A 25,879-nucleotide genomic window follows, 5' to 3' on the forward strand; every position below is an offset into this window, starting at 1 on the left:
CGGCCGGATCGCGCCGACTTCGCGCGCCGCTGCGTTGCGTGTCGGCGCGCGAAGTCGCGCGCCGCTCCTTGCGTTGCCGTTACGCGCGCGTTGCACGCGTCCGTTGCATGCGCTCGTTACATGCGTCAGCTACACGCGTCCGTTGCGCGCCCTAAACGCCGTGCTGGACGCCGCCGAACAGCCGCAGGAACAGCCGGCTATCCGGCGCGCCGGTGTGCGCGTGCGTACGCAGCGGCGATCCGTCGGCGCGGTTGGTCCACCAGAAGCTCGTCGCGCCGTGCGGATCGAAATACTGCGAAAGCCCCGGCCATGCGGGCGTCGCGGGCGGGCTCGGCATCAGCTGCGCGAACGGGCCGCTCCGCGCTTCGCCGCCGCTTTCGCCGCTTTCGCCGCTCTCACCGCTCTCGTCGCCTTCACCCGCTCCATCGAAGTCACCGGCTTCACCGCCTTCACCGCTGCCGCGTGCCGCATCGCGCTCACCGCGCCAGCCGCTTTCGCCGAACTCGCCGCCGAACCACGCCGATCGCGCGGCCGCGCCCGGCACGAGCCGCACCCTCGCGAGCGCCTGCTCGAGCTGCACCGGCGCGCGCGCGTGCCGGATCGCATCGAGCAGCGCGCTGCCGACCTGCCAGTAGAACGCGTCGGCGACGTCCGGCAGCGCGCTCCAGTAATCGGCGGTGCGCATCGGCAGCGTCGCGATCACCGGGTAGTAGCGGCCGACGCGATCGCAGCTCGGCGCGAGGCAGCCGGGCTGCACGCACTGCGCGCCCGCGCCCGCCGGAATCAGGAAATTCCAGACCGGCGCGACCGTGTAGTAGCGCGCGAGCTCGTCGTCGCCGCGCTGGCGCATCGCGGCCATTCCCTGCTGGAGCCAGCGCTCCCACCAGCCGGCGAGCTCGTGCGACAGCCTGTGGTTGACGAAGTCGCCCGCGCCCGGAATCTTTCCGTACCAGGCGGGCGGCTCGCCGTCGCAGGCAAGCGTCGTCTGCATCGTGCTCATTGCTTCGGAGGACATGTAAAGGACTCCATCTGCGGCAACCGGAACGGGTTGCGGACGCTGCTCGCCGTCACCTGCAGCACGATCGGCTTGCCGTCCACCGCGAATCTCGCGACCATCTGCTCGGGCCCGCGCCCGCCCGACACGCCCGCGCGGTCGAACAGCCGGTGCAGCGCCCACGGCCCCTCGGTCGTGAAGCCGCCCGCCGCGCCCGACTGTTCGGTCACCTGCAGCCGCACCTGGTTGCTGCCGCGCGTGCCCGGCCACTGCACCGCGGTCGGCACCTGCGGGCCGTGCGCGTAGCGGACGATCTGGCCGTCGACGTCGAGCACCATCTCAGAGATCGACGGGTCCATTTCGAGCGGCACGATCTCGACCTTGATCTGCGCGGTCCGCGCGCCGCCTCCGAAATAGACGTCGCGGATCACCGCAGCCTTCTCGAACGCGCCGAGCATCGCGGCCGCCGCCGGATCGGCTTCGGCGTTGCGGTTGCTGAAGCGCCACGGGTGCGCGGTCGTGTCGACGAGCGTTTGCAGGTTCTTCTGGAAGAAGTCGTCCATCAGGCCGCCCGCCGCGAACAGTTGCGCGAAGTCGGACGGCGCGACGTCGCGCGCCGCGCCGCGCGCGAACGGATAGCGCCCGGCGATCGCCTGCCGGCAGAAATCGCCGACGGTCGCGCCCGCGCGCTGCGCGACGTTGCGCTGCTCGACGCTCGCGACGCTGCCGTTCGCGACGTTCGACAAATCGTCGAGCACCTCGCGAAACGGCGTCGGCAGCCGGCCCGCCTGCGCGCGCAGCCGCGCGGGCGCGTCCGACGGCGGCGGCGTCGCGCCGCTGCGCAGCGCGTCGTCGGTTGCGGTGAGGTACGTGTACAGCGCGTCGATCGCCTTGAGCACCGCGTCGAACGACGCCGCCTGATCGCCGCCGCCCGGCGCGAACGCGCGCAGCCCCGCGAAGTGGCTGTCGACGATCTGCTCGGGGCTCGCGGGCGACGCGGCCGCCGCGCCCGCGTCCGCGCCCGGCTGGCCCGCGAAGATCTGCGCGAGCGAGCTGCGCGCCTCGTCGACCTTGTCCTGCGCGCGCGACGCGAGGTTGCGCGCGCCGCCGGGCGCATCGCCGAGCGGCGTGTCGCGCGCGAGCGCGACCATCAGCCGCGTGAGCGGCGAATCCGCCGACGACAGCGTGCGCGCGACCTGGATGCTCTGCGCGAGCGTCGACGTGCGCTGCAGCCGGATGTCGGCCAGATAGTCGTCCCAGGTCTTGATGTAGTCGTTCAGATAGAGCTGCCGGACGTCGCGCGCCCACGCGGCCGCGTCGGCCGGATTCGGGATCTCGGACGCGCCGAGATTCAGCACCCACACCTCCTCGCGCCCATACGAATCGATCGCGCCGGGCAGCCGCGGCGCGAACACGTTGCGGTAGCCGTTGCGCGTATAGAGGCCCGGCACGCCGTCGGCGAGGCTCCTGCCGCTCTGCCGCCGGAACGCGAGCGACGCGTCCGGCCCGACCGCGCGCGCGACGCTGAAGTCATACGACGCGGTGCTCGGGCGCAGCGTGCGCGCGAGCTGCCGGTACAGCCGCTGCGAGAACGGCACCTGCCGCAGCCGCTCGCGCACGTCGGCGACGAGCCGCTCGTTCATCGGGAACGGCGACACCGCGACGCGATTGCCGAACAGCGCGCCGAGATGCGAGCGCAGCGCGCTGCGCTGCGCCGACGAGAAATCGGCAGGCAGCGCGCGCTCCATCTCGAGATCGACGACGGCCTGCACGAACGCGGGATCGTAGTGCGCGCTGTCGTAGAGCATCAGATACGCCTTGAGCGCCGCGTATGCATATTCGGCCTCGTCGGGCTGCGCCTCGCGCAGCGCCTGCTCCATCCGGCTCGCGGCGATCGGCAGCAGCACGTCGTCGAGCGCGCGCCGGTACACGGCGTCGCTCGCCTCCTCGATCTTCTCGCCCTGAAAGAGGCCCCAGCGGTACGCGAGCGGCGGGTGCCGCAAGTCGACGCCGCCCGCGTCCGGCAGCCCGCTCAGCTCGTCGAGCACGGGCAGCAACTGGACGATGTCGGCCGCGCCCGTGAACTTCGCGCGGCCGATCTGCGCGTCGACCGCCGGCACGCGCGCGGCGACCTGGTCGAGATAGTCGCGATTGCGCGAATAGCTGCGCAGCCACGCGAACAGCACCGCGACACACAGCAGCGCGATCGCCGCGTAGCCGACGATCTGCAGCACGCGCTGCCGCTGATGCCAGCGCAGATTGCTGCCGGCGAGCGCCGCCTCGCGGAAGATGTGATCCTGCAGCAGCGATTTCAGGAAGAAGCTGCGGCCGGCCGAGCCCGTCTGCGCGGCGGGCGGCACGCCCTCGATCTTCAGGAAGCGCTTGATCCCGCTCATCACGCGGTCGAACGCGGTGCCTTCCTGCGTGCCGCTCGTCAGGTACACGCCGCGCAGCATCGGCATCGGCTCGAAGCTCGACACCGAAAACACCTCGGCGACGAACTGGCCGAGCATGTCCTGCAGATCGGCGATCTGCTGCGGCAGCAGGTAGCTCATCTCGCGCTGGCGCGCGTCGGTCTGCGACGCGAGCAGCTCCGGCAGCCCGTCGTTCAGGCGCTTGTGCAGCAGCCGGTATTCGCGATCGAACGCCGCGCGCAGATCGAAGCCGCCCGCCTCGCTCTCGGCGAGCGGGAACGTGAAGCCCCACACCTGCGCGCATTCGGCGCGGCCGAAGCCGCCGAAGTATTCGGCGAAGCCGGCGAGCAGGTCCGCCTTCGTCACGAGCAGGTACACCGGAAAGCGAATGCCGAGCTGCGAGCGCAGCTCGAGCAGGCGCTTGCGCAGCACCATCGCGTGCTGCGTGCGCTCCGCCTCCGACGCGCCGAGCAGATCGGCGACGCTGATCGTCAGCATCGCGCCGTTCAACGGCTGGCGCGCGCGGTATTTCTTCAGCAGATCGACGAAGCCCTTCCATTCGGCCTCGTCGAGCGCGCGATTGCTCTCGTGCGTCGTATAGCGGCCCGCGGTGTCGATCAGCACCGCGTCGTTCGTGAACCACCAGTCGCAGTGCCGCGTGCCGCCCACGCCGCGAATCGCCGCGCGCCCGAACTGCTCGGCGAGCGGAAAGCTCAGCCCCGAGTTGACGAGCGCCGTCGTCTTGCCCGAGCCGGGCGCGCCGATGAACACGTACCACGGCAACTGGTACAGATACTGGCGCGACATCCGTTCGAGCCATTGCGGCAGGCCCTTGCGCGCGCCGTCGGCGGCGCCGAAGCGGACCTTCTTCAAGAGCGTCGACGCTTCGTCGAAGCGGCTGCGCAGCTCGTCGAGCTGCGCCCGCGCGGGGTCGCCCGTCGCGGCGGGCCGCGGCGCCGCTTCGCGCAACTGGTTGAGCAACTGCGCGTTCAGTTGGCCCGCGCGCCAGTTGCGCCAGGCGATCCGCGCGCCCCACGCGGCGAACAGCGCGACGATCGTCAGCGCGCGCACCCAGCCGCTCTCGAACGGGCGGAGCTCGGCGAACGCGAACAGCGGCCCGGCGAGCCAGACGAAGCACGCCAGCACGACGAGGCCGGCGAACGTCCAGATTTCCCGCGACGGCAGCGGGCGAACGATGCGTGCGACAGCGTGGCTCATGCTCAGGGCGTCTCCTTCGTCGCGCGCGCGGCGTCGCCGCCGGGCGCGAGCATCAGCGTGATCTCGACGCGCCGGTTGCGCGCGCGGTTCGCCGGCGAATCGTTCGGCGCGACCGGATCGAGCGTGCCGCGCCCTTCGGCCGCGATCCGGTCCGGGCGGTCGAGCCGCGCGGCGATCAGGCCGCGGACCGCCTCCGCGCGCTCGCGCGACAAGTCCCAGTTCGATGCGAAGCGTGCGCTGTGCACCGGCGTATCGTCGGTGTAGCCGCTCACGCGCACGCTGCCCGGCACCTGGTTCAGCGCGTCGGCGACGCGCGTGAGCACCGGCATGTAGCGATCGATCACCGACGTCGAGCCGGACCCGAACAGGCCGTCGCCGCGCAGCACGATCACGCTGCGGTCGGCTTCGTCGCGCACGCTCACGAGCCCCGCGGCGATCTCCGGCTCGAGGAACTTCGCGACGCGCGGCGCGGGCGCCGGATGCGGCGCGGGCTGCGCCGGCTGCAGCTTCGGCACGTGCAGCGCGTCGATCGACGCGAACAGCCGGTCCGAATGGCCGGCGAGCGCGATGCGCAGCCCCGCGAACACGCCGAAGCCCACGAGCAGCGCGAGCGCGACGCACACCCACAGCGGCACCGTGAAGCGCCGCGTGACGTCGCGCGTGACGACGTCGCGCCAATGCGGCGAGAGCGCCGGATCGAATTCGCCGCGCACCGAGCGGATCGTCTGCGCGAGCTGGCGGCGCACCGCGTCGAGCTGCGCGCGGCCGTTGTCGAGCACGCGATAGCGCCCTTCGAAGCCGAGCGCGAGGCAGAAATAGAGCAGCTCGAGCAGGTCGAGATGCTGGCGCGGCTGCTGCGACAGCCGCTCGAGCAGATGGAAGAACTTCTCGCCGCCCCACGTCTCGTTGTGGAACGACACGAGCAGACTGTGCGACGACCACACGCTGCCGCCCCACGGCGTCAACGCGGCGGCCTCGTCGAGCGCGGTGCACAGGCAGTAGCGCGCGCCGATGATCGCCTCGGAGGCGACGCCCGCCTGCTGCGCGCGCTCCTCGAACTGGCGGATTTCGACGACGAGATGCTCGCGCAGCCACGCGGGATTCGGATGATGGACCGTCGAGCGGATCTGCGGCACGAGGTTCAGCAGCGGGTTCGCGGCCGCGACAAGCGGATTCGTGCCGCTCGCCGCCCACCGGCCCGGCCTCGGCTGCGCCGCGGCCGCGCCCGCCGGCGCGGCGGCCGGATGCGCACCGCCCGGGTTCGGCGGCACGAATCCGCCCGCGCCGGCCGAGAACGAATCGGAAGAAGAGTTCATCGCGCGATACCGCCCTCACCCGCGAATCGCCCAGAACTCCATCGAGAGTCCCGGGAATTCGCCGGCGAAATGAAATGCGAGGCCGCCGGAGCGTTCGAGCTGCTTCCACATCTCGCCGCCCTTGTCGATCTCGAAGTACGTGTGCCCCGCGTGATACGGAATCTGCCGGGGCGCGACCGGCAGTTGCCGCATCGCGATGCCCGGCAACTGCAACTGCACGAGGTCGCGAATCCGCTCGACGGGCCCGAGCTTCGCCTGCGCGGGAAAACGCACGCGCAGGCTGTCGGCCGGCACGTCGGCGCGCACCGCGAGCACGAAGCCCGCGGTGTCGCGCAGCGCCGGATCGGCGATCGTCGCGACCTTCATTCCGTTGCCCGCGTCGCGCAGCTCGATCTGGATCGCGTTCTGCTCGAGCACCGTCGACAGCGAGCGGCGCAGCTCCGCCATCAGCTCGCCGAAACTCGTGCGCAGATCGTCGTGCCGATAGACGGCGAGCGACTGCGGCCGCCGGCCCACCGCGGTGAACGTGCTCAGGTCGCACGCGAGCTTGAGCCAGTCGCGGAACAGCGTCTCCGGATGCGCGGCGACGTCCTGCTGCGCGTGCCACGTAAGCGCCAGATAGCGGTTGACGAGTTGCAGCAGCAGGAAATCGGCGACTTCGGACACGCCGCCGCGCCCCGGCTCCGACAGCCGCCCGCCGAGCGCCTCGCTGCGCTGCGTGAGCAGCCCGTGCAGCTCGCGCGTGTGGCGCAGCAGCACCGGATCGCGCTGCGCGACGAGCCGCGGCGGAATGTAGCCGTCGTCGACGAGCAGCCGCCCGTCGGTGCGCCGCTCGACGATCCGCACGGCGCCGAGCGCCTCCCAGTCGCCCGTCAGCTCCGATTCGAGCATCAGCCGCACGTTCAGCCGCCCGGTCTGCAAGAGCGCGGGGCCGAGCGCGACCTCGTTCGCGTCGGCGACCTCGTGCTCGCGCACGACGTAGCGCGCGAATCCCGCGTCCGCATTGCCATTGCCGTCCCCGCCGAACGACACCTCCTGCGCGCCGCCGCGCCACAGCGGCAACGCGAGCACGACGAGCTGGTCCTTCGCGTCGGCGGGCACGTCGAGCGGCTCGGGCCGATCGTCCGGATGCGACAGGTCGAACGGCGTGCCGTCGCGCATCACGCCGGTTGCGGCAAGCAGCGCGACCTTGCCGAGCGCGAGCAGCTCGCGGTCGATCTGCAGTTCGTCGTAGCCCCAGTAGAAGCCCTGCAGCGGCAGGCAGCGCATGCCGACGTAGCGCTCCCAATGCCGCTCGAGCTGCTGGAAATGCTGCGGGCGCAGGAACATGCCCTCGGTCCAGATCACGCGCTGGCGCAACGCCGCAGCGGGGGTCGCGGACAATACCGGCTCGTTCATTGACGTACTCGCGAATCGCCGCCGAGGCCGACGCCGCCGTTCTTCACGGCGACCGACAGCTTCATCTCGCCCGGCGAGGTTTGCCAGAATCGGTACAGGTTCAGTTGCTTCGCGCGCGGCAGCGGCACCGTCATCCGCCAGCGGTTCTTCTCGAGCACGCGATATTCGGCGACGATGCCGATCGCGCTCGCGTCGACGTTGCCGCGGTAGTGCAGCGTGCGCGCGTCTCCCGGGCGCAGGATGATCCGGTCGACGCCGAGCAGATCCGCGCCGAGCACGCTCTCCGGCTTGTCCTGCAGCGAGAAGAAATCGGCGCTCTCGAACGCGGACGCCGTCTTCAACTGGAACACCTTCAGCACGATCGGCGACGGCTTGCGATTGATGTCCGGATTGACGTCGGGCGCGACGTCGAGCGTGATCGAATACGGCACGGCAACGGAACGCTCCGTCGCCCCGCATCCGGCAAGCAGCAACGCGCACCCCAGAACGACGGAACCACTGAACCGCAGTCGCATTTTCTGTCTCTTTCCTTGCATCGCAATAAAATGCCCGCCGGCCTGCCGCAGCGAAAAGCCGGATCGATTCGAAATAAGGTGACGATCTTATTGGGCCTGTTGATTTCTAATTTCCGTGTCCTTTCATTGCGATTTCATCCGGTAATTTTTGATCTGAAAGACGGGTCAAACCACCAATAATTTCCGGCGAATTTAAATTTCCGGGAATTCGGGCCGCTGAATGACTTACGGACAAATCCTGACACAGCTCAGAGGTCTGATTCGTTGCGGCCGCCCGATCCGATTGCGCGGACGCCAGCCAGGAGAACGCGACGCGCCCCGCTGCCCGCCTGCCGCGAGCGGCCGAGCCGCGAAGCTCAATTCGTGCCAAGCCCTTTACGCCGCCAAATAAACGGCAAGCTCTTTTACGCACTGGGATGAGCACAGCAAAACAACCGACGAAAACAAAAAGCACACCGAACTATAGGTTCAACTGATGCGCTTCACAAGGCGAAGCCGGGACGAGAGCCGGACTTTAATTCGACTTATTGTTTCAAGTTGAAACAAAAGGTAACAGCCGGTCCGTTTCCAATTATTGGAACTAGAATCCAACGGCATGCTGCATTGCCCCGACCATTCCACTTATAACCGTCAATTCAAGAATGAAAGGCCGCGCCTCGCTTTACATTTTCCTTGGCTTTTTCTTGGCGGGAATGGGCGGCTGCGGCACGGGCACGGCGCCCCCGGCCTCCCCGACTTCGACGCCATCGGTCGCGCAGGCGACGCTCGACAGCGCGAAAGCCGCATACGACGCAGGCGACTACAGGCGCACGATCGCGCTGCTCGGCGGCCACGCGCGCGAGGTCGACGGCGCCGACGTCAACACGCAGGTCGCCGCGCACAAGCTGCTCGCGTTCAGCTATTGCCTGACGAGACGCGTCACGCAATGCCGCGCCGAGTTCTCGAGAATTCTCGACCTCAATCCGCGCTTCGATCTGTCCCCTGCCGAAAAGGGGCATCCGATCTGGGGGCCGGCGTTCGAGTACGCGCGCCGCAAACATGCGTCGTCATCCTGAACGAATCGAATCGGTTTCCATGCGAACGCTTCATCCATCGACCGACGTATCGACATGCAACTGACCGTTATCGAACACGCGGGCGAGCCGGTCGGCACCGACGACCGCAACGCCGTCGTGTTTCATCCGCCGGGCGGCACGATCGGCCGGGACAGCGACAATCATCTCGTGCTGCGCGACGACACCCGGCAGATCTCGCGCCTGCAGGCGCTGCTGCAAGTGGCCGGCGACGCATGCCTGCTGAAGAACCTGAGCAGCGTATCGACGATCGAGGTGAACCGCGTGCCGATCGGCTATGCGCAGGCGCAGCGCCTGAACATGGGCGACATCATCCGGATCGGCCCGTACCTGCTGCGCGCGGAGCCCGACGACGCGACGATCGAGCGCACCGTCGAAGCGGCGGCCGCCTCGCACGCGCAGACAAAGGGCGCGAGCAACAAGCTGTGGGGCCTGCTGCACGATCGCTTCGGGCTCGGCAGGACGCAGGACGCGGACGGCAAGGCCGTCGAGCGGCCTGGCGCCGCGCCGCCGCGCGATCGCGATTCGCCGGCGTCCGCCGCGCCGCGCGACCTGCATCAGCTATCGACCGATCCGCTCGATCTGTTCGCGCAGCCGCAGGGCGATCTCGATGCGCAGGCCGGCGCCGCGCGAGACGGCGACGGGCGCGGGCCGCCAGCCTCATCCGTCACGCAATCGGATCACGCGCCCGAATGGACGCAACACGTGCGCGTGCAGCCGGCGGAGTCCGCCACGCCCGCCGCCGCGCGTCCGGGCGACGCGGGCGACGCGGGCGATACACGCGACATGCGCGACGCGGGTGACGTGCCGTCGCGCGTGCGCGCATCGACGCCGGCGACGCCCGAGACGCTGCTGCAGGCGTTCTTCGAAGGCGCGGGGCTCGACACCGCGGCCGAGCCGCACCACTGGTCCGCCGAGCAGTTGTTCGTCGCGGGGCAACTGCTTGCGCTGTTCGCGAACGGCACGGTCGAGCTGCTGTCGTCGCGCAGCATCCTGAAGCGCGAAGTGAAGGCCGACATGACGATGCTGCTCGACCGCGAGAACAACCCGCTGAAGCTGCTGCCGGACGGCGGCGCGGTGCTGCGCCAGATGTTCGGGCTGCCGCTGCCGGGTTTCATGACGCCGCAAAGCGCGGTGTCCGACGCGTTCCAGGATCTGCACGCGCATCAGCTCGGCATGGTGGCCGGCATGCGCGCCGCGCTGATGGATCTGCTCACGCGCTTCTCGCCGCAGCGCCTGCGCGAGCGCGACACCGCGCCGCAGTGGTACGAGAAGCGCGTGCCCGCGCTGTACAAGGCGCGCTTGTGGGACCGCTATGCGACCACGCATCGCGACACGCTGTTCGCGATCGAAGACGATTTTGCTTCCGTGTTCGGCAAGGCGTTCCTTTCCGCCTACGACGCGGAAGTCGAGAGCTATCGCGGGCGCTGCCGACGCTGATCCGGAGGATGCGCCGCCGCGAATTCGGAAGGGCTGCGAATCGAAAAAGCCCTATTCGCGCGTCTTCGCGCGCACGACGATCTGCGCGAGCGCATCGCGCTCGATGCGCTCGAGCGACGCGCGCGCCGCATCGAAATCTTCCGGCGAGCACACCTGATGCGCGAAGCGCGCGCGCAAGCGCCGCGTGATCTGCACGACGCGCGCCGCCGCGTCGAATACGTAGTGCGATTCGTAATCGAAGAAGCGATCGTGCACGTTCGCATCGGCCGGCAGATCGGTCACGCGCACGTTGTCGGGCAACGCGATCTGCGCGGTCTCGTCGAACTCGCCGCCGATGCACAGCCACGGCTGCGTGCGCACGGGCTCCGCGAGCCAGCCCCGCACCTGCGTCGCGATGCCGCCCGCGAGGCTCGATAACGCCGGCAGCGCGGTCGTGCCGTCGGGCCAGGCGAAGTGCTCGAGCGTTCCCGTCATCGATGTCGAAAACGGCCCGCTCGTCACGTCGCGCTCGCCCGTGCCGAGCCGCGCGGTGCCGCTCAAGCCGCTCTGCCGCAGCCGATCGGCCGCGAGCTGCAGCACGCGCTCGCGCGCCGCCTGCCGGAACATGCCGCGCTCGAGCTCCGCGGTCCAGCCGCCGTCCTCGACGTAATACTGATAGCGCGCGGCCCCGCTCGGCGCGACGTCGATCCGCAGGCGCGCGTCGCGCGTGCGCGGCTGCGCGGCGGGCGTGCGCGACAGCACGCCGTCGTCGACGAGGAGCGCCGGCCGATCCATCACGACGGGCGGCAGATAGCCGAACTCGACGCCGCCGACCGTCGTGTCGGCGAACAGGCCGAGATCCGGCAGCCACGTGATCGCGTGACTGATCGCGCTGCCGCCGTAGCCGGGCACGTCGGGCAGCGTGTAGACCGGGCCGAGATTCAGCAGCGCCGGCTCGCTGCGTATGCCGAGCGCCGCGAGCAGCGCGCCGAACAGCGCGACGTGATCCTTGCAGTCGCCGTAGCGGTTGCGCAGGATGTCCGTCACCTTGTGCGGCGCGGCCGCGGTCTCGCCGAGAAAGAGCGCGACGTAGCGCACGTTCGTGCGCACCCAGTCGTAGATCGCCCGCGCCTTCGCACGCGGCCCGGACGCGCCCGCATTCGCGACGATCGATTCCGCGAGCCGCGCGACGGCGGGGTCGGCCGCGCTCGCGTCGACGGCCGCCGCGCGATACCGGCCGGCGAACGCCGCGAAATCGCGCAGCGTCGACACCATCAGCCGGTCGCCGTACGTCGCGTAGCCGACCGAGCCGTCCTCGATGCGCGGATACGGGCCGTGCCGATAATCGAATTCGTAGCGCGTGCGGCCGTTCTCCGTCACCGGCGCTTGCGCGACGTAGCCGCGCGCGTCCGCATAGAGCGGCATGTCGGCGGGCAGATCGAAGATCAGGCGCTGCGCTTCGACGGGCGCGCGCGACGGCGCGGCGAAGTAGCTGAAGTACCCTGGGTCGCGCGGCTTCGTGCGCGACTTGCCGAACACGAGGCGCGTGCGCGCGCCCACGTCGACGCCCGGAAAGATCACCGAGCGCAGCACGCCGTCCTCGAAGAACGGCGCGCCGGCGGAGCGCGGCTCCTGCACGTCGCGAATCGCCTCCGGGCCGACCGGGTGCGCGACGCCCGCGCGGTCGATCGTCTCGGCGTGCAGCAGCTCGACGCGGTCGATGTCCTTGTTGAACCACACGTAGCGCTGCGCGACGTCGTCGATGCCGCTCGCGGTGTTCGCGCGCAGCGTCGAATCGTCGTGCTCGTCGACGGAGCCGTCGCGCTGGACGACGAACACGTGGACGTCGCTCACGACGGTCGCGGGCGCGGCGTCGGCGGCGTCGGGCTCGATCGGCGATGCGCTCGCGCAGCCGATGAACAGGCCCGCGCACGCGACGCAAGACAATCGGATCAAAACGTACATCGCAACGGACCTGTGCGAATGGAGGGCGAATCGTCGTGACGAACGGAGGCGGACGAAGGCGCGAGCCCCCGTTCGCCGGCCGAGTCAGTGTCGGCCGCGCTCACGCGCGCGTCAAGGCGCGCCGCGCCGGCTTGCGGCAATCAGCCGGGAATGCGGCGGGCCGATTGCGGCATGCTCACCACGCGCCGAGCGCCTCGCATCGCCCGCACGATCCCGCCGTCGACGCGCGTGCTGGCGTGCGGGCGGCGCATGCCTGAACTCGGCCCGCATTTCTACGCGCCGACCGTGCCCGCCGACGCCGCGCCCGGCATGCAGCTCTGCGGCGAAGAGACGTTCGGGCCGGTCGTTGCGTTATTCCGCTTCGCGACCGAAGAGGAAGCGATCGCCGCCGCGAACGACACGCCCTATGGTCTCGCCGCGTACTTTTACGCACAGGACGGACGGCGGATCGCGCGCGTGTCGTCGCGGCTCGAAGCGGGAATCGTCGGCATCAACGAAGGCCCGCCCGCGAATCAAGCCGCGCCGATGCGCTGCACCGCGATCGACGCGACGTCGACGCGGCTCGGCAGGATCGCGTCGCGCACCGCGCGATCGGCAACCCGCTGCAGCGTCGCGACATCGGCCGCGCCGACCGCCCGTTGCGCGAGCGCCGCGCGGCGCGTGATGTCGGCGGCCGCGTCGAGCGGCAAGCGCGTGAGCGACGCGTAGACCTTCGCGTAATCGTCCGGATGCGCGAGCGCCCATCGTCCCGCCCGTTCGAGGCGCGCGAGCGCGTCGACGAGCGCCGCGCGCTTCGCGCGGTCTTCGAGCGTGCCGACGGGCGACGTGAGGAGCGCGAGGCCCGAATTGATGCCGCTGCCGTCGCGCACGACGCGCGCGCCGCGCCGGACGACGTGCCCGTAATACGGATCGAACGTCGCCCAGGCGTCGATCCGCTTCGCCTCGAACGCGGCGAACGCATCGACGGGCAGCACGAACCGCACTTCGACGTCCTGCCGAGACAGCCCGCGCTCTTCGAGCGCGCCATAGAGCTGGTACTGCGAAATGCTGCCGCGCGCGGACGAGACGACAACGGTCCGCCCTTTCAGATCCGCAACGCCGCGCACCGGCGAATCGGGCTGCACGACGATGCCGAGCGACGCCGGCGAGCCCACGCGCGTCGCGACGATTCGCAGCGCCGGATCGCCGAGCGCGGCGGCGAGCACCGGCAGGTCGCCCGCGGGCGCGACGTCGATCGCGCCCGCGCGCTGCGCTTCGAAGAGCGGCGCCGCGCCCTGGAAATTCGCCCAGCGAAACCGATACGGCGTGTCGTTCAGCACGCGCGCCGCTTCGGCGAGCGCGCGCAGGCCGCCCGCCTGATCGCCGAGCACGAGCGTCACGCCGGATACGTCGGCATCCGTCGCGCCGGCCTCTGTCCGCTGCACCGCGAACGCCGGCGCGACGCGGCCGGAGAATGCCGCGCACGATGCGGCGGCAAGGCGTCGCAACGCACGGCGACGTGCGGCGAACGACGGCGGAGCAGCGTAACGGCTCATCGGCGGAGGCCTCCCGAAGAAACGCCGCCGCGCACGATCGCGCGACGGACGAGTCGCCAAGCTTAGGGAATCCGCCGATGCGGAACAAACATCGATTTGCGAAATGCTTATCGGGAATGCGCATCGCGCGCACGCTTCGACGATGCAGCGCCTCGCATGTGCACCTCGGCGTGCGCGCGCCGTCAGCGATACGTCCAGAGCCGATGCATCGCGAACGTCAGCGGCGGCACGAGCACGACGACGGCCGCGATGCTCCACGCGGGCGCGACGCCGAGCGCCTGCACGCCGTGCGAGATCGCCATCGTCAGCATCAGTCCCGCAGCCGACACGGCGACGAAGCGCGCGACGTTGCGCCAGCGCAGCGGCGCGGAAAAGCTCCACAGCGTGTTCAGCAGATACGACGCGCCCGTCGCGCAAACGAACGCGACCGCGTTCGCCTGCACCGCGCTCGCGGCGAACGCGCCCATCAGCGCGCCGGCGATCGCCGCGTGCAGCGCGGTGGACGCCGCGCCGGACACGCCGAAGCGCACGATCCGCGCGCGCATGCCGATGTCGGCGACGGCGCTCATCGCGGCTCGCTGCGCTTCGTCAGGACCGCGAACAACGACACGCCGAACGGCAGCGAGTGCTTCGGCAGCCAGCCGCGCTCGGTGCGGAAGATCCGGTACAGCGCCGCGTTGACCGCGCGCGGCCCGAGCGCGTCGCCGCTCGAGCGCGCGCGGTTCAGCAGCCGGTCGACCGTTCGCGCTACGACGGCGAGCGGGAACAGCAGCGTGTTGAAGTACGAGCTGCGCACGATCATGCAATCGGCCGCCCGCGCGCAGCGTTCGAGCGCCGCGCGGTCGTAGCGCCGGTAGTGATGGAGGAACGTGTCGTGCGCGCTCCATAGCCACTGGTACGCCGGCACCGTGACGACGATCGCGCCGCCCGGCGCGAGATAGTCGCTCACGCGGCGCAGCGCGGCCGCGTCGTCTTCGATGTGTTCGAGGCAGTCGAAGAAGCAGATCAGATCGAAGCGCTGGTCGCCGAACGGCACGTCGTCCGGGCAGCGGCCCGCGCGGATGTCGAATCGCCAGCCGGTCCTGCGGTTCGCGATCGCGCGCGCGGTGTCGTCCATCTCGAGCGCGCTCACCGCGCCGAACGCCTCGAGCATGCCGAGATTGCCGCCCGTGCCCGAGCCGATCTCGAGGATGCGCGCGCCCGCCGGCAGCCCGAGACCCACGAGCAGCGCACGCAGGATGTCGCGCCGTGCGCGGAACCACCAGTGCGTCGTTTCGGTGGCGGCCATTTGCAGATAAGCGTCGGGTGACATGGCGTCCTCCTTCGGTCAGCGGCTTGCGGCGCGCTCGCGCGGCATTGCGCGGCGCCGCGCAAACTCGATCCGCGCGCCGTGCGCGGCGCGCGCCGCGGCGGCGGGCAGCGCGCTCACCTTCGTGCGCGCCTGATAACGGCGGCGCACGAGGTAGATCGGCCGCTCCTTCGATTCGTAATAGATGCGCCCGATGTACTCGCCGACGACGCCGATGCCGATCAGCTCGATCCCGCCGATGAACAGCATCACCGAAATCAGCGACGCGTAGCCCGGCACCGGATTGCCCATCCACAGCGTGCGCGCGACGATGAACCCGCCGTACAGGAACGCGAGCGCGGCGATGCCAAGCCCGATGTAGGTCCAGCTTCGCAGCGGCACCGTGCTGAAGCTCGTGATCCCTTCGAGCGCGAAGTTCCAGAGCTTCCAGCCGGAGAATTTCGAGTGGCCCGCACAGCGCGCCTCGCGCTGGTACTCGACGATCACGGTCCGGTAGCCGACCCACGCGAACAGCCCCTTCATGAAGCGCCGGCGCTCCGGCAGGCTGCGCAGCGCGTTGACGACCTGCCGGTCCATCAGCCGGAAATCGCCGACGTTGACGGGCAGCTTCACTTCGGACAACGCATTGTGCACGCGGTAATAGAGCGCGGCGGCGGTGCGCTTCGCGAACGTGTCGCACGCGCGGTTGCTGCGCTTCGCCGCGACGACCTCCGCGCCTTCGCGCCAATGGTCGATCATCACCGGGATCAGGCTCGGCGGGTCCTGCAGATCCGCGTCGATCGGTATCACCGCGTCGCCGTTCGCTTCGTCGAGGCCCGCCGTCAGCGCGGCCTCCTTGCCGAAGTTGCGCGTCAGATCGATCACGCGCACGCGCGGGTCCTGCGCACCGACGGCGACGAGCTGCTCGAGCGTGTCGTCGCGGCTGCCGTCGTTCACGCAGACGATCTCGAAGCGGATCGATTCGATCGCCTCCATCAGCGGCACGACTTCCGCGAAGAACCGCGTGACCGCGTCGCCCTCGTTGTAGAACGGCACGACGAGCGAAATGAGCGGTATGTTCATCTGATCCCGCATGATGCTTCTCCCTGAACCCCGTAGCGGCCGCGGCCGGCAAGCGGCGCCGCCGCCCGCGTGCGCCGCGGCGCGGCGTCCGATGCGCCGCGCGCCGCGATGAAACGAACCGAATCGATCGCGTCCGCCGCGTCTTCGTCGCCGGGCAGACACGGCGCGCCGCGGCGCTCGCGCGCGATGCGGCACACGATCGCCGCGAGCGTGCCCGCCGTCACGAGCGGCAGGAACTGGAACCCCAGCGGCTCGATCGCGACAAGCCCCGCCAGCGGCATCGGCGCGAGTGCCGCGAGCCCTTCGCGCTCGAGCGGCCGCCAGCCTTCCGTGCGCGCGTGGCGCACGGCCCACGCGATCACGAGCCCGTACCACGCGAGGTCGTAGTCGTACAGATACGGGCTCACGAGCAGGCTCGCGCAGACGAGCGCGGCCGAGCGCAGCGCATGCGCGCTCGCGCCGCGCCACGCGTAGATCACCGCGGCGGCCGCGAACGCGATCGACGCCGCCTGCAACAGTTGCGCGGCGAAAGGCGGCAGGCCGGCGAACGTTGCCATCGCGAAGAACGTCGGAATCCGCGCGAGCGCCGCCTGCCCGGCGCCGATCGTCTGCAATGCGGACGCCGCGCCGTGCGCGAATGCGGCCCATGCGCCGAAGCCGAACGCGAGCGTGCTCAGCGCGGCGACGAGCGCGACCGTCGCGGCCCATGCGCCCAATGCGCGCCATTGCGACGCGCACAACAGCGCGAGCGGAAACAGCAGCGCGAGCTGCGGCTTGATGACGAGGAGCCCGAAGCAACATCCGGCGAGCGCCGGGCGGCGGCGCAGCGCGACGAGGCCGAAGCCGGCGAGCGCGGCCGTCAGCAGGCTGTTCTGGCCGATGAGCGCGACGAAGAACGTGCCGGGAAACGCGAGCGCGCAGAGCGCCGCGAGGCGGCGCGGCACGATCGCGCGCACCGTCGCGACGAACAGCGCGCCCATGCCCGCGGCCCACGCGAGCGCCGCGACCGGATACGGCAGCCAGCCGAGCGGCGCGACGAGCAGCAGCGTCTGCGGCGGATAGAGCCACAGCAGCACGCCGCGCATGCCGCGCATCGACGGCGCCGCCTGCAGCTCAGCCGCATGCAGCGCCGAAAAGCGCCAGGCGTCGGCCGCGTGGCCGTGCACCGCGAGCCGCGCGGCGCTCCAGGTCGGCACGAAGTCGAGCATCGGCGGCAGCGGCGAGCCGAGCCCGCCCGACAGCCAGCGAACCAGATAGATGCCGCCGAACGCTGCATAGCAGACGAGCGCCGCGATCGCGTAGGTCCGCACCCGCTTCGCGCCCAGCCAGTGCGGACGGCGGTGCGGGCCCGCGGCCGGCAGCTCCGGGCATTCGACGTCGCGATGCGCCGCCGCGTGGCCGTGCGGATGCGCTTTCATCGCGCGACTCCCGGCATCGCTCGCGCGCGGCGCGCGACGACGAGCAGCACGGCGAGCAGCACGACGGGCCCGAACTGCGGGAAATGCGTCGCGCGATTGAAGAACTCGAAGAACGGCAACAGCCAGCCGGCGACGAACACCGGCTGCTCGCCGGGCAGCCAGCCGGTGTCGAGCGCGCACGCAAGCACGCCGAACAGCGCGATGCCGAGCCACGCGAGCTCGTAATGCCACAGATACGGCGTCGCGAGCAGCGTCGCGACCGCGAGCCCGGCCGCGCGCAGCCGCGTGTCGCCCGTGCGCAGCCAGACGTCCAGCGCAGCGACGGCCGCGAGCACGCCGATGCCGATCTGCACCGCATACGCGGCATGCAGTGACGCGCCGGCGAGCCGCATCGCCGAGAACGGCGCCGGCGACGCAAGCCAGTACTGCGCGCCTTGCTCGAGCACGAGCTCGCGCAGCATCGTCGCGCCCGACAGGAACGCATGCACGGACGCCGTGCCGCAAACGGCGACGCTCGCCGCCGCGAAGACGAGCGTGCCCGCGGCGGCGGCGAAGCACGCGCGCCATGCGCGCGTCGCGACGAGCAAAAGCGGAAACAGCAGCGCCATCTGCGGCTTGACCGCGAGCAGGCTGATGCAAAGCCCCGCGAGCGCCGGGCGCTTCGCGAGCAGCCGGACCGCGAGCGCCGCGCACGCGGCCGTGAGCAGCGAATTCTGTCCGATGACGGCCGCAACGAGCACGCCCGGGAAAGACAGGATCACGAACGATGCGAGACGCGGATTCGACAACCGGTCGCGCAACCCGGACAGCGCGCCGACGCTCTTCGCATACGCGACGAGGCCGAGCGCGCAGAAGAGCAACAGCGACGGCACGTAAGGCAGCAGCGCGAGCGGCGTGACGAGCACGAGCAGCGTCGGCGGATACACCCAGGGCAGAAAGCTGCGGTTCACGTACGCGCCGAGCTGCGCCGCTTCGGTGCGGGAGAATGCCGGATAGTCGTAGACGGTTGCGGGCGCGCCGTGCAGCATCGTGTGCGATCCGCTCCAGAACACCGTGAAATCGATGCCCGGCCGAACGGTCGTGTTCGCGGTGAAACCGCTCGTCGCCCAACCCCACGCGCCCAGCAGCGCGATGCTGAGAATCAGCGTCGCGCCGCCGTAGGCGAGCACGCGATCGCTGGTCAGCCATCCGCCTGAGCGCAACATGCCGAAGCATGTTCCCCGATTCGCAAGATCCATGATGCCCCGATGTGTGATTAAGCGTTCTGTTCAAACGCGTCGATTTTTTTTTGTCGATTCGTTCGGACGACGTTCTTGTTCGTACGACGCCGTCGCGCTTCCATTGTTAGAAAAAAAAGCGAGCCGATGCAAATCGCGGCGGCGCGCGATATCGCAGCGGGCCGGCCGGAAACGGCGGATTCCGCATGAAAAATGACGAACGGACGCGCTCGCGTTACGGAGTTGAAACACTTTCCGCCGCCGGACGTCTGCGCCGAAGTCGCGCGGCACGGCTCCGTTCACGGATGCCCGGTTCAGGGAAAGTCCCGACAAAATTTTTTGTGCCTTGCCCGGCGGGCGTTCGCGGGCGGCGGCGGCGCGCGGCGGCGCGCTCGCGCGTATCAGAACCGAAACCTTCTGCGCCGCATCATGCCCGGCACGTTGCATCGATGAGCCGCTCGCCCTTGCCCCGCCGCGTCTTCCCGAAAGCTGGCCCACTCCTTGCGAAACGTCCTGCGCGGCAAACGACGACGCGACGATCGGCGAATTCACGGCAACCAGACCAGCAGACAAGAATCTCGCCGACGTCACCCACGGGGTCGCATCCGGCGCCACGCACGCGAGTACGGCGCCGGATGCGTACAGGGCAGTCGCCGTTCGACCAGCGGGGCACCGGCTGCGGCCGAGTGCTTGGAAAAAATTGCTTGTTGTGAATACCGGGGTGAAGGCAATGCTCACTTATACCGTTCAGCGGCTTCTCGGCCGCTCCAGCAGCGAAGCGGCGCGCGCAGTCGCCGTCGCTCGCGATCCCGCCGCCGGCCGAAACGGCCGTCGCTTCCGCGTTTTTCCAGGGTGGCGCCGCGCAGCGCGCATCGATTCATGCGCACGCGCCGGCAAGCCCCATCCCGCCGATCGTTCCGTCCGCGCCGGCGCATGCATTCGCGTGCAGGCCCCGGTGCGGCTGTTCTGATCCGCGATCCGCTTTCCAGCAGTGCCTTGCAGTGCCCGTAGTGCCTTGTTGTGCCTTGCAGTTGAAGCAGTTCCCGTTGTACGTCCCGCGCCGTCTCCGGCAAGGGTTTTATTAGTCATCCGAAAGGAGAGAGTCATGTCCAGCCTCATTCAATACGCCAAGCAGTTCGTTCGCGACGAAGGCGGCGTCAGCGCCATCGAATATGGCCTGATCGCCGCTTTGATCGCGGTTGTGATCATCGGTGCGGTCAAGGCGGTCGGTACCGACCTCAATTCCGTCTTCACGACGATCGGCAGCGATCTGTAAGGGCGTCGCCGGAAGGACGGATGGCTTTGCGCAACACGCCGTCCGTCGCTTTCCGCGCGTGCGTTTCCCTTCGATGTTCCGTTCGATACCGCTGAGGAGCGACACATGAGAACCCAGTCCTTTTGCCGGAAGTCGGCCCGTCCGCAGCCGCTCGGCGCACGTCCCGCTCACGCGTTCATGTGCTGGCTGCGCGACGAATCGGCGGTGTCCGCGATCGAATACGCGCTGATCGCATCGCTCATCGCGATCGTGATCATCGGCGCGGTGCAGGTCGTCGGCACCAATCTGCAATCGGTGTTCAGCACCGTCGCTTCGGATGTGTGATCTCAAACCCGCCTGGATGCGCCAGCCCGGCACGCCGGCTGGCGTCACCGAAGCGGCTCATCGAACCATTGAATTAGACGCGAGGCCTTCCATGCTTTCCGCCCTGCCGCCGCAACCGATCCCGCTGTGCGCGACGCTGCTCGCAGTCGTCGCGGCCAGCATCGATCTGGCGAGCCGGCGCATTCCCAACCGACTGATCGCGCTGGGCCTCGTGGGTGCGCTCATCGTGCAATGCGCGCTGCCCGGCCCGCACAACGGCTTCGTCGCGTGGCTCGCGGGCGCCGCCACCGGCGCCGGCCTGCTGCTGCCGTTCTATGTCGTGCGGGGAATGGCGGCGGGCGACGTGAAGCTGATGCTCGCGATCGGCGCGTGGGTCGGCCCGACGCTCGCGCTGCACATCGCGCTCGCGACGTTCGTCGTCGGCGGCGCATGGGCGCTCGCGGTCGTGGCCAGGCGCCGCCGCTTGCGCAAGCTGCTCGCGAACCTGCGCCACCTGTTCGCGGGCGCGGCGCTGCTGCGCGATCCGTCGGCCGCGCGCGCCGCACCCGGGATCGACTCGGTCGGGACGCTGCCATACGGCGTCGCGATCGCGATCGGCACGCTCGGCGTGCTGTTCGCGGCGGCGGCCTGACGCAACGCATGCTGACTCTCACTCAACGATTTGGAGCGACCATGAACCTGGATCAAGCAGAACCGCGACACGACGTGCAGATCGCCCATCTGCCGGAGCCGCCGTCGCTGCGCACGTACCGCGCAAGGCAGGCCGCGCGCTTGCCGGCCGCGCCGCGCACGCTCGCGGAAACCGGCCTGAACGAAGCCTTCGTCGCGGCGCTGTTGCTGAAATCGATGCTCGCGCACGGACGCTCGAGCCTGACCGAGCTCGTCGAGCGTCACTGTCTGCCGCCCGCCGCGCTCGACGAAGTGCTGACGTTCCTCGCGTGCGAGCGCCTGATCGAAGTCACGCACCGCGGCCTGTCCGACATCGACCTGACGCTGCGCCTGACCGACCTCGGCCGCGCGCTCGCGCTCGAGGAAAAGGCGCGCAACAGCTACTGCGGCCCGGCGCCCGTCACGCACGACGCGTATGTCGCGAGCGTCGCCGCGCACTCGGTGCGCCTTGTGACGATCTCGCGCACCGACGCGCACGCGGCGTTCAACGGCGTCGCGATCGAGCCGGCGATGCTCGACGCGGCGGCCGCGTCGATGAACGCGGGCCGGCCGCTCCTGATCTACGGCCCGGCGGGCAGCGGCAAGACCTATCTCGCCGAGCGCCTCGGCGCGCTGCTGCGCGGCAACGTGCCGATTCCGTACGCGATCCATGCGTCGGGCGAGATCATCAGGATTCACGATCCGCTCGTGCACGTCGACGCGCCGCGCGCGGCCGACGGCGCGAACGGCGACCGCCGCTGGCGCCTCTGCCGCCGGCCCGTCGTGCTCTCGGGCGGCGAGCTCACGCTCACCGAGCTCGACCTGCGCCGCGACGATTCGACGGGCTACTACCAGGCGCCGCCGCACGTGAAGGCGAACATGGGCCTCTATATCGTCGACGACCTCGGCCGCCAGCGCATCGCGCCGCGCGACCTGCTCAACCGCTGGCTGATGCCGCTCGATCGCAACGTCGATCAGCTCACGTTCGTGAGCGGCGTGCGGCTCGAAATGCCGTTCGACGTGTGGCCCGTGTTCTCGAGCAACCTCACGCCCGCGCAGTTCAGCGACGACGCGTTCCTGCGGCGGCTCGGCTCGAAGCTGCACGTCGGGCCGCTGCCCGTCGAGCGCTACCGCGACGTGTACGACGCGAACTGCGCGGCGCTCGCGCTCAGCTCGGACCCATCGACGTTCGACTACCTGCTGCGACACCTGCACGAACCCGCACGGATGCCGTTTCTCGCGTGCTATCCGGGCGACCTGCTGCGGCTCGTCGCGGCGTCCGTGCGCTATCGCGGCGACGCGCCCGCGGTCACGCCACAGGCGCTGCATGAGGCGTGGCGCAGTTTCTTCGGCTCGGCGCCCGACGAACCGCCGTTCACCCCGCCGGATGCGGATCGCGATTGGTAGCGTCCGGCCCATTGGCTCTTGATACGACTAGCGAGGAGTACCGCCATGAAAAACAGTCGCGCATTCACGATGCTCGCCATCGCCATCCTGGCGGGGCTGGCCGCCGTCGCCTTCGCTTCGCGATGGCTCGTGCAGACCTCGAGCAGCGCCGTCACACCCGTCGCGGTCGCCGCGACCGACGTGAACCTCGGCGAGCCGCTCGGCCCGAACCAGTTGCGCATCGTCAACTGGCCGACGGCCAGCGTGCCGCCCGGCGCGTTCACCGATCTCAAGCCGCTCGAAGGCCGCGTCGTGCGCACGAGCCTTGCGCGCGGCGAGCCCGTGCTCGGCACGAAGCTCGCGCCCATCGGCACGAAGGGCGGCCTGTCCGCCGTGATCGCCCCCGGGCACCGCGCGATCACCGTGCGCGTGAACGACGTGGTCGGCGTCGCGGGCTTCGCGCTGCCGGGCAACTACGTCGACGTGATCGTCAACACGCAGGAACAGTCGAAGGCCGATCCGCAGCAGAGCATCTCGAAGATCGTGCTCGAGAAGATCCTCGTGCTCGCCGTCGCGCAGCAGGTGAGCCGCGACGACACCGCGCCGAAGGTCGTCAACGCGGTCACGCTCGAAGTGTCGCCCGACCAGGCGGAGAAGCTCGATCTCGCGCGCAGCGTCGGCACGCTGTCGCTCGTGCTGCGCAACCAGATCGACAAGGACGCGCTGAACACCGGCGGCGCGACGAAGAACACGCTGCTCGGCCAGCCGGCGGCCGTGCCAGCGAGCGTCGCGGCGCCCGCCGCGCAACCGCGTCCCGTGCGCATGCGCGTCGTCGCGCATGCGCGCGGCGCGGCCGGCCGCGACTGCGTCGGCGTGTTGTCCGGCGTGACGGGCAGCGTCGAATGTTTCTGACACAAGTGGCAAAGCACTGACGATGCCTGGCGTTTCCGCTGCCCGTTTGCGTTCCGGCAGCTTTGATAGTCAAACCCGGCGCACTGCGCCGGGCACTGGGGACCACACGAAATGGACACCAAATCGCAACTTTCCCGGCCGACGCCGACGCGCTCGCGCGTCGTGCGCGGCGCGGCGCTCGCCGCCGCGTGCTGCGCCGGGCTCTTCACCGTCTTCGCCGCGGCCGCGCAGGACGCCGTCGAGAACGCCGCGATCGCGAAGGGCACGGCGGCGGCGCCGATGGCGATCGGTCGCGGGCCGATGCAGATGACGATCAGCATGGCGCCCGCGCCCGCCGCCGGCGCGGCGGCCGCAGCCGCCGCCGCGCCGCTGCGCGGCCCGAACTGCGTCGGCGAGATGCGCGAGTCGACGAACGTGAGCGTGCCGCTCGGCAAGTCGCTGCTCGTGCCGCTCGACGAACCGGTGCGCAACCGCACGATCGGCAACCCGGCGGTCGCGCAGGCGACGATGGTATCGCCGCGCACGCTCTATCTCGTCGGCATGTCGGTCGGCACGACGAACATGATCGTCCAGGGCAAGAGCGGCGCGTGCCAGATCATCGACGTCGCGGTCGGCGCGGACGCGGACGGCCTGCAGACGTCGCTGCGGCAACTGATGCCGCGCGAGCGCGACATCCGCGTGTCGACCGCGGCGGACACGATCGTGCTCGCGGGCAACGTGTCGAGCGCGCAGGCCGCGCAGCAGGCGGTCGCGATCGCGAAGGCATACAGCGACCGCACGAACGCCGGCGCCGCCGGCAACGGCAACGGCAACGGTGGCGGCGGCAGCTCGCGCGCCGACGTGCTGAACATGCTGACCGTCACGTCGCCGCAGCAGGTGATGCTCGAAGTGAAGGTCGCCGAGGTATCGAAGACGCTGATCAACCAGATGGGATCGGCCGTCAACATCCAGGGCGGCTTCGGCTCTTGGACGGGCGCGCTCATGACGAGCCTGCTCACGGGCGTCGGCAGCGGCATCGTGGCGAGCAAGTCGAACAAGCTGCCGCTCAGTGGGGCAATCGACGCACAGGACACCGACCAGCCGGTGAAGATCCTCGCCGAGCCGCGGCTCGTCACGATCAGCGGCCAGGAAGCGACGTTTCTCGCGGGCGGCAAGATCTTCATCCCGGTGCCGCAGAGCAGCGGCATCGGCACGAACACGATCACGCTGCAGGAAGAGGAATTCGGCGTCGGGCTGAAGTTCACGCCGACCGTGCTGTCGAACGGCCGGATCAGCCTGAAGGTCGCGCCCGAGGTGTCCGAGCTGTCGCCAACGGGCGTCACGCTGTCCGCGTCGAACGTGGGCAACGTGTCGATCCTGCCGCTCATCACGACGCGGCGCGCATCGACGACCGTGCAGATGAACGACGGCGAGACGTTCGCGATCGGCGGCCTCATCAAGGACAACGCGCAGGGCACGCTCAAGGCGCTGCCGGGCATCGGCGAGCTGCCGGTGCTCGGCGCGCTGTTCCGCAGCACGTCGTTCCAGCAGGACCGCACCGAGCTCGTGTTCATCATCACGCCGCATCTGGTGAAGCCGCTCGACACCGCCGACGTGCCGCTGCCGACCGACAGCTTCACGAAGCCGAACGAAGCCGACGTCTATGCGACGGGCAACATGGAAGGCCGTGGCGGACTGCGTCAGCACGGCGCCGCGCCCGCGAATGCTGCGCCCGCGAATGCCGCGCCGATGAGCGCCGCTCCGGCCGATGCCGCGCCTGCCGCTGTCGCCGCGCCGGCCAAGGACGCGCTGGCGAGCCCCGCGCCCGCGAAGAATGCGCCGGCTGCGGCGCAAACGTCCGCGCCCGCAGCGCAGCCGGCTAAGCCCGCGACACCCCCCGCGACCGCGCGCCCGTCGGCGACCGTGCAGGCGCCGCCGCTCGCACCGCCGGACGCCGCCGCGACCGCGCAACGGCAAGGCGCGCGCGCGACTGCGCCGGACGCGGCGCGCGCCGGTCTCGCCGCGCCCGCGGCAGCCGCCGCGCCGCCTGCTCCCGTGGCGCTCGCGACGCCGGCCGCAGCCGGCTCGAACGCGAAGCATCAGGGCGCGCAGCCGCCGCAACAACTCGCCAACGCAAGCGCGATCGCGCAAGACTTCGATCGCTGAACCACATCGCCAAGGGGACGCTCATGAACCTCGATTACTTCACGCTGACGCGCCGCCTCGTGCTCGCCGCGTCGCTCGCCGCCTCGCTCGGCGGCTGCATGTCCAGCACGCCCGTCTGGGACAGCCGCTTCGGCGATTCGGTGCGCGCCGTGATGCACGCGCAGATCATCGATCCGCACGCGGCCGAGCACGCGCAGTCCGCGCCCGGCGTCGACGGGCGCGCGGCCGCCGCCGCGCTCGACAACTACGACAGGTCGTTCCAGCAGATCGAGCCCACGCCGAACGCGTTCGTGATCGGCGTCGGCGGCGGCAAGACGGGCGGTCAATAACCACCA

Annotated in this window: 22 protein-coding genes and 1 pseudogene; 10 read left to right on the forward strand and 13 right to left on the reverse strand. The window is 70.1% G+C overall.

The annotated features are described in order from the left end of the window. Window positions 1–151: 151 nt before the first annotated feature. From tagF to tssJ, 5 genes are read right to left on the reverse strand one after another with little or no spacing between them, the layout of a single operon-like run. Window positions 152–1,015, reverse strand: a complete 864-nt coding sequence (tagF, locus tag AQ610_RS30925; RefSeq protein WP_080595156.1) for a type VI secretion system-associated protein TagF — start codon at window positions 1,013–1,015, stop codon at window positions 152–154. Next, window positions 997–4,626 (reverse strand): type VI secretion system membrane subunit TssM, encoded by a 3,630-nt coding sequence (tssM, locus tag AQ610_RS30930; protein ID WP_006028205.1) that lies wholly within the window; start codon window positions 4,624–4,626, stop codon window positions 997–999. The genes tagF and tssM overlap by 19 nt, the downstream gene beginning before the upstream one ends. 2 nt (window positions 4,627–4,628) lie before the next feature. Next, window positions 4,629–5,942 carry a DotU family type VI secretion system protein gene (locus AQ610_RS30935; RefSeq protein ID WP_006028206.1) on the reverse strand — a complete coding sequence of 438 codons (1,314 nt, stop codon included), beginning with the start codon at window positions 5,940–5,942 and terminating at the stop codon, window positions 4,629–4,631. A 15-nt stretch (window positions 5,943–5,957) separates the two neighbouring features. Further along, window positions 5,958–7,340 carry a type VI secretion system baseplate subunit TssK gene (tssK, locus tag AQ610_RS30940; protein ID WP_006028207.1) on the reverse strand — a complete coding sequence of 461 codons (1,383 nt, stop codon included), beginning with the start codon at window positions 7,338–7,340 and terminating at the stop codon, window positions 5,958–5,960. After that, window positions 7,337–7,855 carry a type VI secretion system lipoprotein TssJ gene (tssJ, locus tag AQ610_RS30945; RefSeq protein ID WP_009915961.1) on the reverse strand — a complete coding sequence of 173 codons (519 nt, stop codon included), beginning with the start codon at window positions 7,853–7,855 and terminating at the stop codon, window positions 7,337–7,339. The genes tssK and tssJ overlap by 4 nt, the downstream gene beginning before the upstream one ends. A 641-nt stretch (window positions 7,856–8,496) precedes the next feature. On the opposite strand from tssJ, the gene AQ610_RS30950 reads away from it, so the two are divergent. Both AQ610_RS30950 and tagH read left to right on the forward strand, forming a co-directional pair. After that, on the forward strand, window positions 8,497–8,910 hold the full coding sequence (locus AQ610_RS30950) for a TssQ family T6SS-associated lipoprotein (RefSeq protein WP_006028209.1): 414 nt from the start codon (window positions 8,497–8,499) through the stop codon (window positions 8,908–8,910). Between the two features lie 54 nt (window positions 8,911–8,964). Further along, window positions 8,965–10,368 (forward strand): type VI secretion system-associated FHA domain protein TagH, encoded by a 1,404-nt coding sequence (tagH, locus tag AQ610_RS30955; RefSeq protein WP_006028210.1) that lies wholly within the window; start codon window positions 8,965–8,967, stop codon window positions 10,366–10,368. A gap of 51 nt (window positions 10,369–10,419) precedes the next feature. On the opposite strand, the gene AQ610_RS30960 is transcribed toward tagH, so the two are convergent. Further along, complete coding sequence (locus AQ610_RS30960; protein WP_006028211.1) at window positions 10,420–12,312, reverse strand: DUF3857 domain-containing transglutaminase family protein; 1,893 nt, start codon at window positions 12,310–12,312, stop codon at window positions 10,420–10,422. Between the two features lie 219 nt (window positions 12,313–12,531). Here AQ610_RS30960 and AQ610_RS36690 point away from each other — a divergent pair. Continuing rightward, window positions 12,532–12,837, forward strand: a pseudogene (locus tag AQ610_RS36690) (aldehyde dehydrogenase family protein); the annotation flags it as partial. On the opposite strand, the gene AQ610_RS36695 reads toward AQ610_RS36690, so the two are convergent. From AQ610_RS36695 to AQ610_RS35575, 7 genes are all read right to left on the reverse strand, one after another. Next, window positions 12,825–13,847: an ABC transporter substrate-binding protein gene (locus AQ610_RS36695; RefSeq protein WP_009915966.1), complete on the reverse strand. Its 1,023-nt coding sequence runs from the start codon at window positions 13,845–13,847 to the stop codon at window positions 12,825–12,827. The pseudogene AQ610_RS36690 and the gene AQ610_RS36695 overlap by 13 nt on opposite strands. Window positions 13,848–14,029: 182 nt before the next feature. After that, on the reverse strand, window positions 14,030–14,416 hold the full coding sequence (locus AQ610_RS30970; protein ID WP_006028213.1) for a GtrA family protein: 387 nt from the start codon (window positions 14,414–14,416) through the stop codon (window positions 14,030–14,032). Further along, a complete protein-coding gene (locus tag AQ610_RS30975; protein WP_006028214.1) occupies window positions 14,413–15,159 on the reverse strand; it encodes a class I SAM-dependent methyltransferase in 747 nt (248 codons plus the stop codon). The genes AQ610_RS30970 and AQ610_RS30975 overlap by 4 nt, the downstream gene beginning before the upstream one ends. 15 nt (window positions 15,160–15,174) lie before the next feature. Continuing rightward, on the reverse strand, window positions 15,175–16,230 hold the full coding sequence (locus tag AQ610_RS30980) for a glycosyltransferase family 2 protein (protein ID WP_043282938.1): 1,056 nt from the start codon (window positions 16,228–16,230) through the stop codon (window positions 15,175–15,177). Beyond that, a complete protein-coding gene (locus AQ610_RS30985; protein ID WP_006028216.1) occupies window positions 16,215–17,636 on the reverse strand; it encodes a glycosyltransferase family 87 protein in 1,422 nt (473 codons plus the stop codon). Before AQ610_RS30985 ends, AQ610_RS30980 begins: the two co-directional genes overlap by 16 nt. Next, complete coding sequence (locus AQ610_RS30990; protein WP_043283022.1) at window positions 17,633–18,841, reverse strand: glycosyltransferase family 87 protein; 1,209 nt, start codon at window positions 18,839–18,841, stop codon at window positions 17,633–17,635. The genes AQ610_RS30985 and AQ610_RS30990 overlap by 4 nt, the downstream gene beginning before the upstream one ends. A 63-nt stretch (window positions 18,842–18,904) precedes the next feature. Next, the gene (locus AQ610_RS35575) at window positions 18,905–19,426 is read right to left on the reverse strand and encodes a hypothetical protein (RefSeq protein WP_231749028.1); all 522 of its coding nucleotides are present in this window, start codon (window positions 19,424–19,426) and stop codon (window positions 18,905–18,907) included. 532 nt (window positions 19,427–19,958) lie between these two features. Between AQ610_RS35575 and AQ610_RS31000 the strand changes: the two genes are divergently transcribed. The 7 genes from AQ610_RS31000 to AQ610_RS31030 all read left to right on the forward strand — a co-directional run bounded on the left by AQ610_RS31000 (window position 19,959) and on the right by AQ610_RS31030 (window position 25,873). Continuing rightward, the gene (locus AQ610_RS31000; protein ID WP_009916579.1) at window positions 19,959–20,129 is read left to right on the forward strand and encodes a Flp family type IVb pilin; all 171 of its coding nucleotides are present in this window, start codon (window positions 19,959–19,961) and stop codon (window positions 20,127–20,129) included. A 177-nt stretch (window positions 20,130–20,306) separates the two neighbouring features. Beyond that, the gene (locus AQ610_RS31005) at window positions 20,307–20,453 is read left to right on the forward strand and encodes a Flp family type IVb pilin (protein ID WP_009916580.1); all 147 of its coding nucleotides are present in this window, start codon (window positions 20,307–20,309) and stop codon (window positions 20,451–20,453) included. 91 nt (window positions 20,454–20,544) lie between these two features. After that, a complete protein-coding gene (locus tag AQ610_RS31010; protein ID WP_006028218.1) occupies window positions 20,545–21,084 on the forward strand; it encodes an A24 family peptidase in 540 nt (179 codons plus the stop codon). A gap of 41 nt (window positions 21,085–21,125) precedes the next feature. Further along, window positions 21,126–22,508 carry a DUF8689 domain-containing protein gene (locus tag AQ610_RS31015; protein ID WP_006028219.1) on the forward strand — a complete coding sequence of 461 codons (1,383 nt, stop codon included), beginning with the start codon at window positions 21,126–21,128 and terminating at the stop codon, window positions 22,506–22,508. 45 nt (window positions 22,509–22,553) lie between these two features. Beyond that, the gene (gene cpaB / locus AQ610_RS31020; protein WP_006028220.1) at window positions 22,554–23,399 is read left to right on the forward strand and encodes a Flp pilus assembly protein CpaB; all 846 of its coding nucleotides are present in this window, start codon (window positions 22,554–22,556) and stop codon (window positions 23,397–23,399) included. Window positions 23,400–23,510: 111 nt separating this feature from the next. After that, window positions 23,511–25,544 carry a type II and III secretion system protein family protein gene (locus AQ610_RS31025; RefSeq protein ID WP_006028221.1) on the forward strand — a complete coding sequence of 678 codons (2,034 nt, stop codon included), beginning with the start codon at window positions 23,511–23,513 and terminating at the stop codon, window positions 25,542–25,544. Window positions 25,545–25,567: 23 nt separating this feature from the next. Beyond that, entirely contained in the window at window positions 25,568–25,873 is a 306-nt protein-coding gene (locus AQ610_RS31030) for a hypothetical protein (protein WP_006028222.1), read from the forward strand. Window positions 25,874–25,879 lie beyond the last annotated feature (6 nt).

Source organism: Burkholderia humptydooensis (assembly GCF_001513745.1).
In the GTDB taxonomy this organism is placed as follows: Bacteria; Pseudomonadota; Gammaproteobacteria; order Burkholderiales; family Burkholderiaceae; genus Burkholderia; species Burkholderia humptydooensis.

What these genes read in the sequence shown, in the direction of transcription:
- tagF (WP_080595156.1), bottom strand. Translation starts at nt 1,015, where the DNA reads ATGTCCTCCGAAGCAATGAGCACGATGCAGACGACGCTTGCCTGCGAC.
- tssM (WP_006028205.1), bottom strand. Translation starts at nt 4,626, where the DNA reads ATGAGCCACGCTGTCGCACGCATCGTTCGCCCGCTGCCGTCGCGGGAA.
- AQ610_RS30935 (WP_006028206.1), bottom strand. Translation starts at nt 5,942, where the DNA reads ATGAACTCTTCTTCCGATTCGTTCTCGGCCGGCGCGGGCGGATTCGTG.
- tssK (WP_006028207.1), bottom strand. Translation starts at nt 7,340, where the DNA reads ATGAACGAGCCGGTATTGTCCGCGACCCCCGCTGCGGCGTTGCGCCAG.
- tssJ (WP_009915961.1), bottom strand. Translation starts at nt 7,855, where the DNA reads ATGCGACTGCGGTTCAGTGGTTCCGTCGTTCTGGGGTGCGCGTTGCTG.
- AQ610_RS30950 (WP_006028209.1), top strand. Translation starts at nt 8,497, where the DNA reads ATGAAAGGCCGCGCCTCGCTTTACATTTTCCTTGGCTTTTTCTTGGCG.
- tagH (WP_006028210.1), top strand. Translation starts at nt 8,965, where the DNA reads ATGCAACTGACCGTTATCGAACACGCGGGCGAGCCGGTCGGCACCGAC.
- AQ610_RS30960 (WP_006028211.1), bottom strand. Translation starts at nt 12,312, where the DNA reads ATGTACGTTTTGATCCGATTGTCTTGCGTCGCGTGCGCGGGCCTGTTC.
- AQ610_RS36695 (WP_009915966.1), bottom strand. Translation starts at nt 13,847, where the DNA reads ATGAGCCGTTACGCTGCTCCGCCGTCGTTCGCCGCACGTCGCCGTGCG.
- AQ610_RS30970 (WP_006028213.1), bottom strand. Translation starts at nt 14,416, where the DNA reads ATGAGCGCCGTCGCCGACATCGGCATGCGCGCGCGGATCGTGCGCTTC.
- AQ610_RS30975 (WP_006028214.1), bottom strand. Translation starts at nt 15,159, where the DNA reads ATGTCACCCGACGCTTATCTGCAAATGGCCGCCACCGAAACGACGCAC.
- AQ610_RS30980 (WP_043282938.1), bottom strand. Translation starts at nt 16,230, where the DNA reads ATGCGGGATCAGATGAACATACCGCTCATTTCGCTCGTCGTGCCGTTC.
- AQ610_RS30985 (WP_006028216.1), bottom strand. Translation starts at nt 17,636, where the DNA reads ATGAAAGCGCATCCGCACGGCCACGCGGCGGCGCATCGCGACGTCGAA.
- AQ610_RS30990 (WP_043283022.1), bottom strand. Translation starts at nt 18,841, where the DNA reads ATGTTGCGCTCAGGCGGATGGCTGACCAGCGATCGCGTGCTCGCCTAC.
- AQ610_RS31000 (WP_009916579.1), top strand. Translation starts at nt 19,959, where the DNA reads ATGTCCAGCCTCATTCAATACGCCAAGCAGTTCGTTCGCGACGAAGGC.
- AQ610_RS31005 (WP_009916580.1), top strand. Translation starts at nt 20,307, where the DNA reads ATGTGCTGGCTGCGCGACGAATCGGCGGTGTCCGCGATCGAATACGCG.
- AQ610_RS31010 (WP_006028218.1), top strand. Translation starts at nt 20,545, where the DNA reads ATGCTTTCCGCCCTGCCGCCGCAACCGATCCCGCTGTGCGCGACGCTG.
- AQ610_RS31015 (WP_006028219.1), top strand. Translation starts at nt 21,126, where the DNA reads ATGAACCTGGATCAAGCAGAACCGCGACACGACGTGCAGATCGCCCAT.
- cpaB (WP_006028220.1), top strand. Translation starts at nt 22,554, where the DNA reads ATGAAAAACAGTCGCGCATTCACGATGCTCGCCATCGCCATCCTGGCG.
- AQ610_RS31025 (WP_006028221.1), top strand. Translation starts at nt 23,511, where the DNA reads ATGGACACCAAATCGCAACTTTCCCGGCCGACGCCGACGCGCTCGCGC.
- AQ610_RS31030 (WP_006028222.1), top strand. Translation starts at nt 25,568, where the DNA reads ATGAACCTCGATTACTTCACGCTGACGCGCCGCCTCGTGCTCGCCGCG.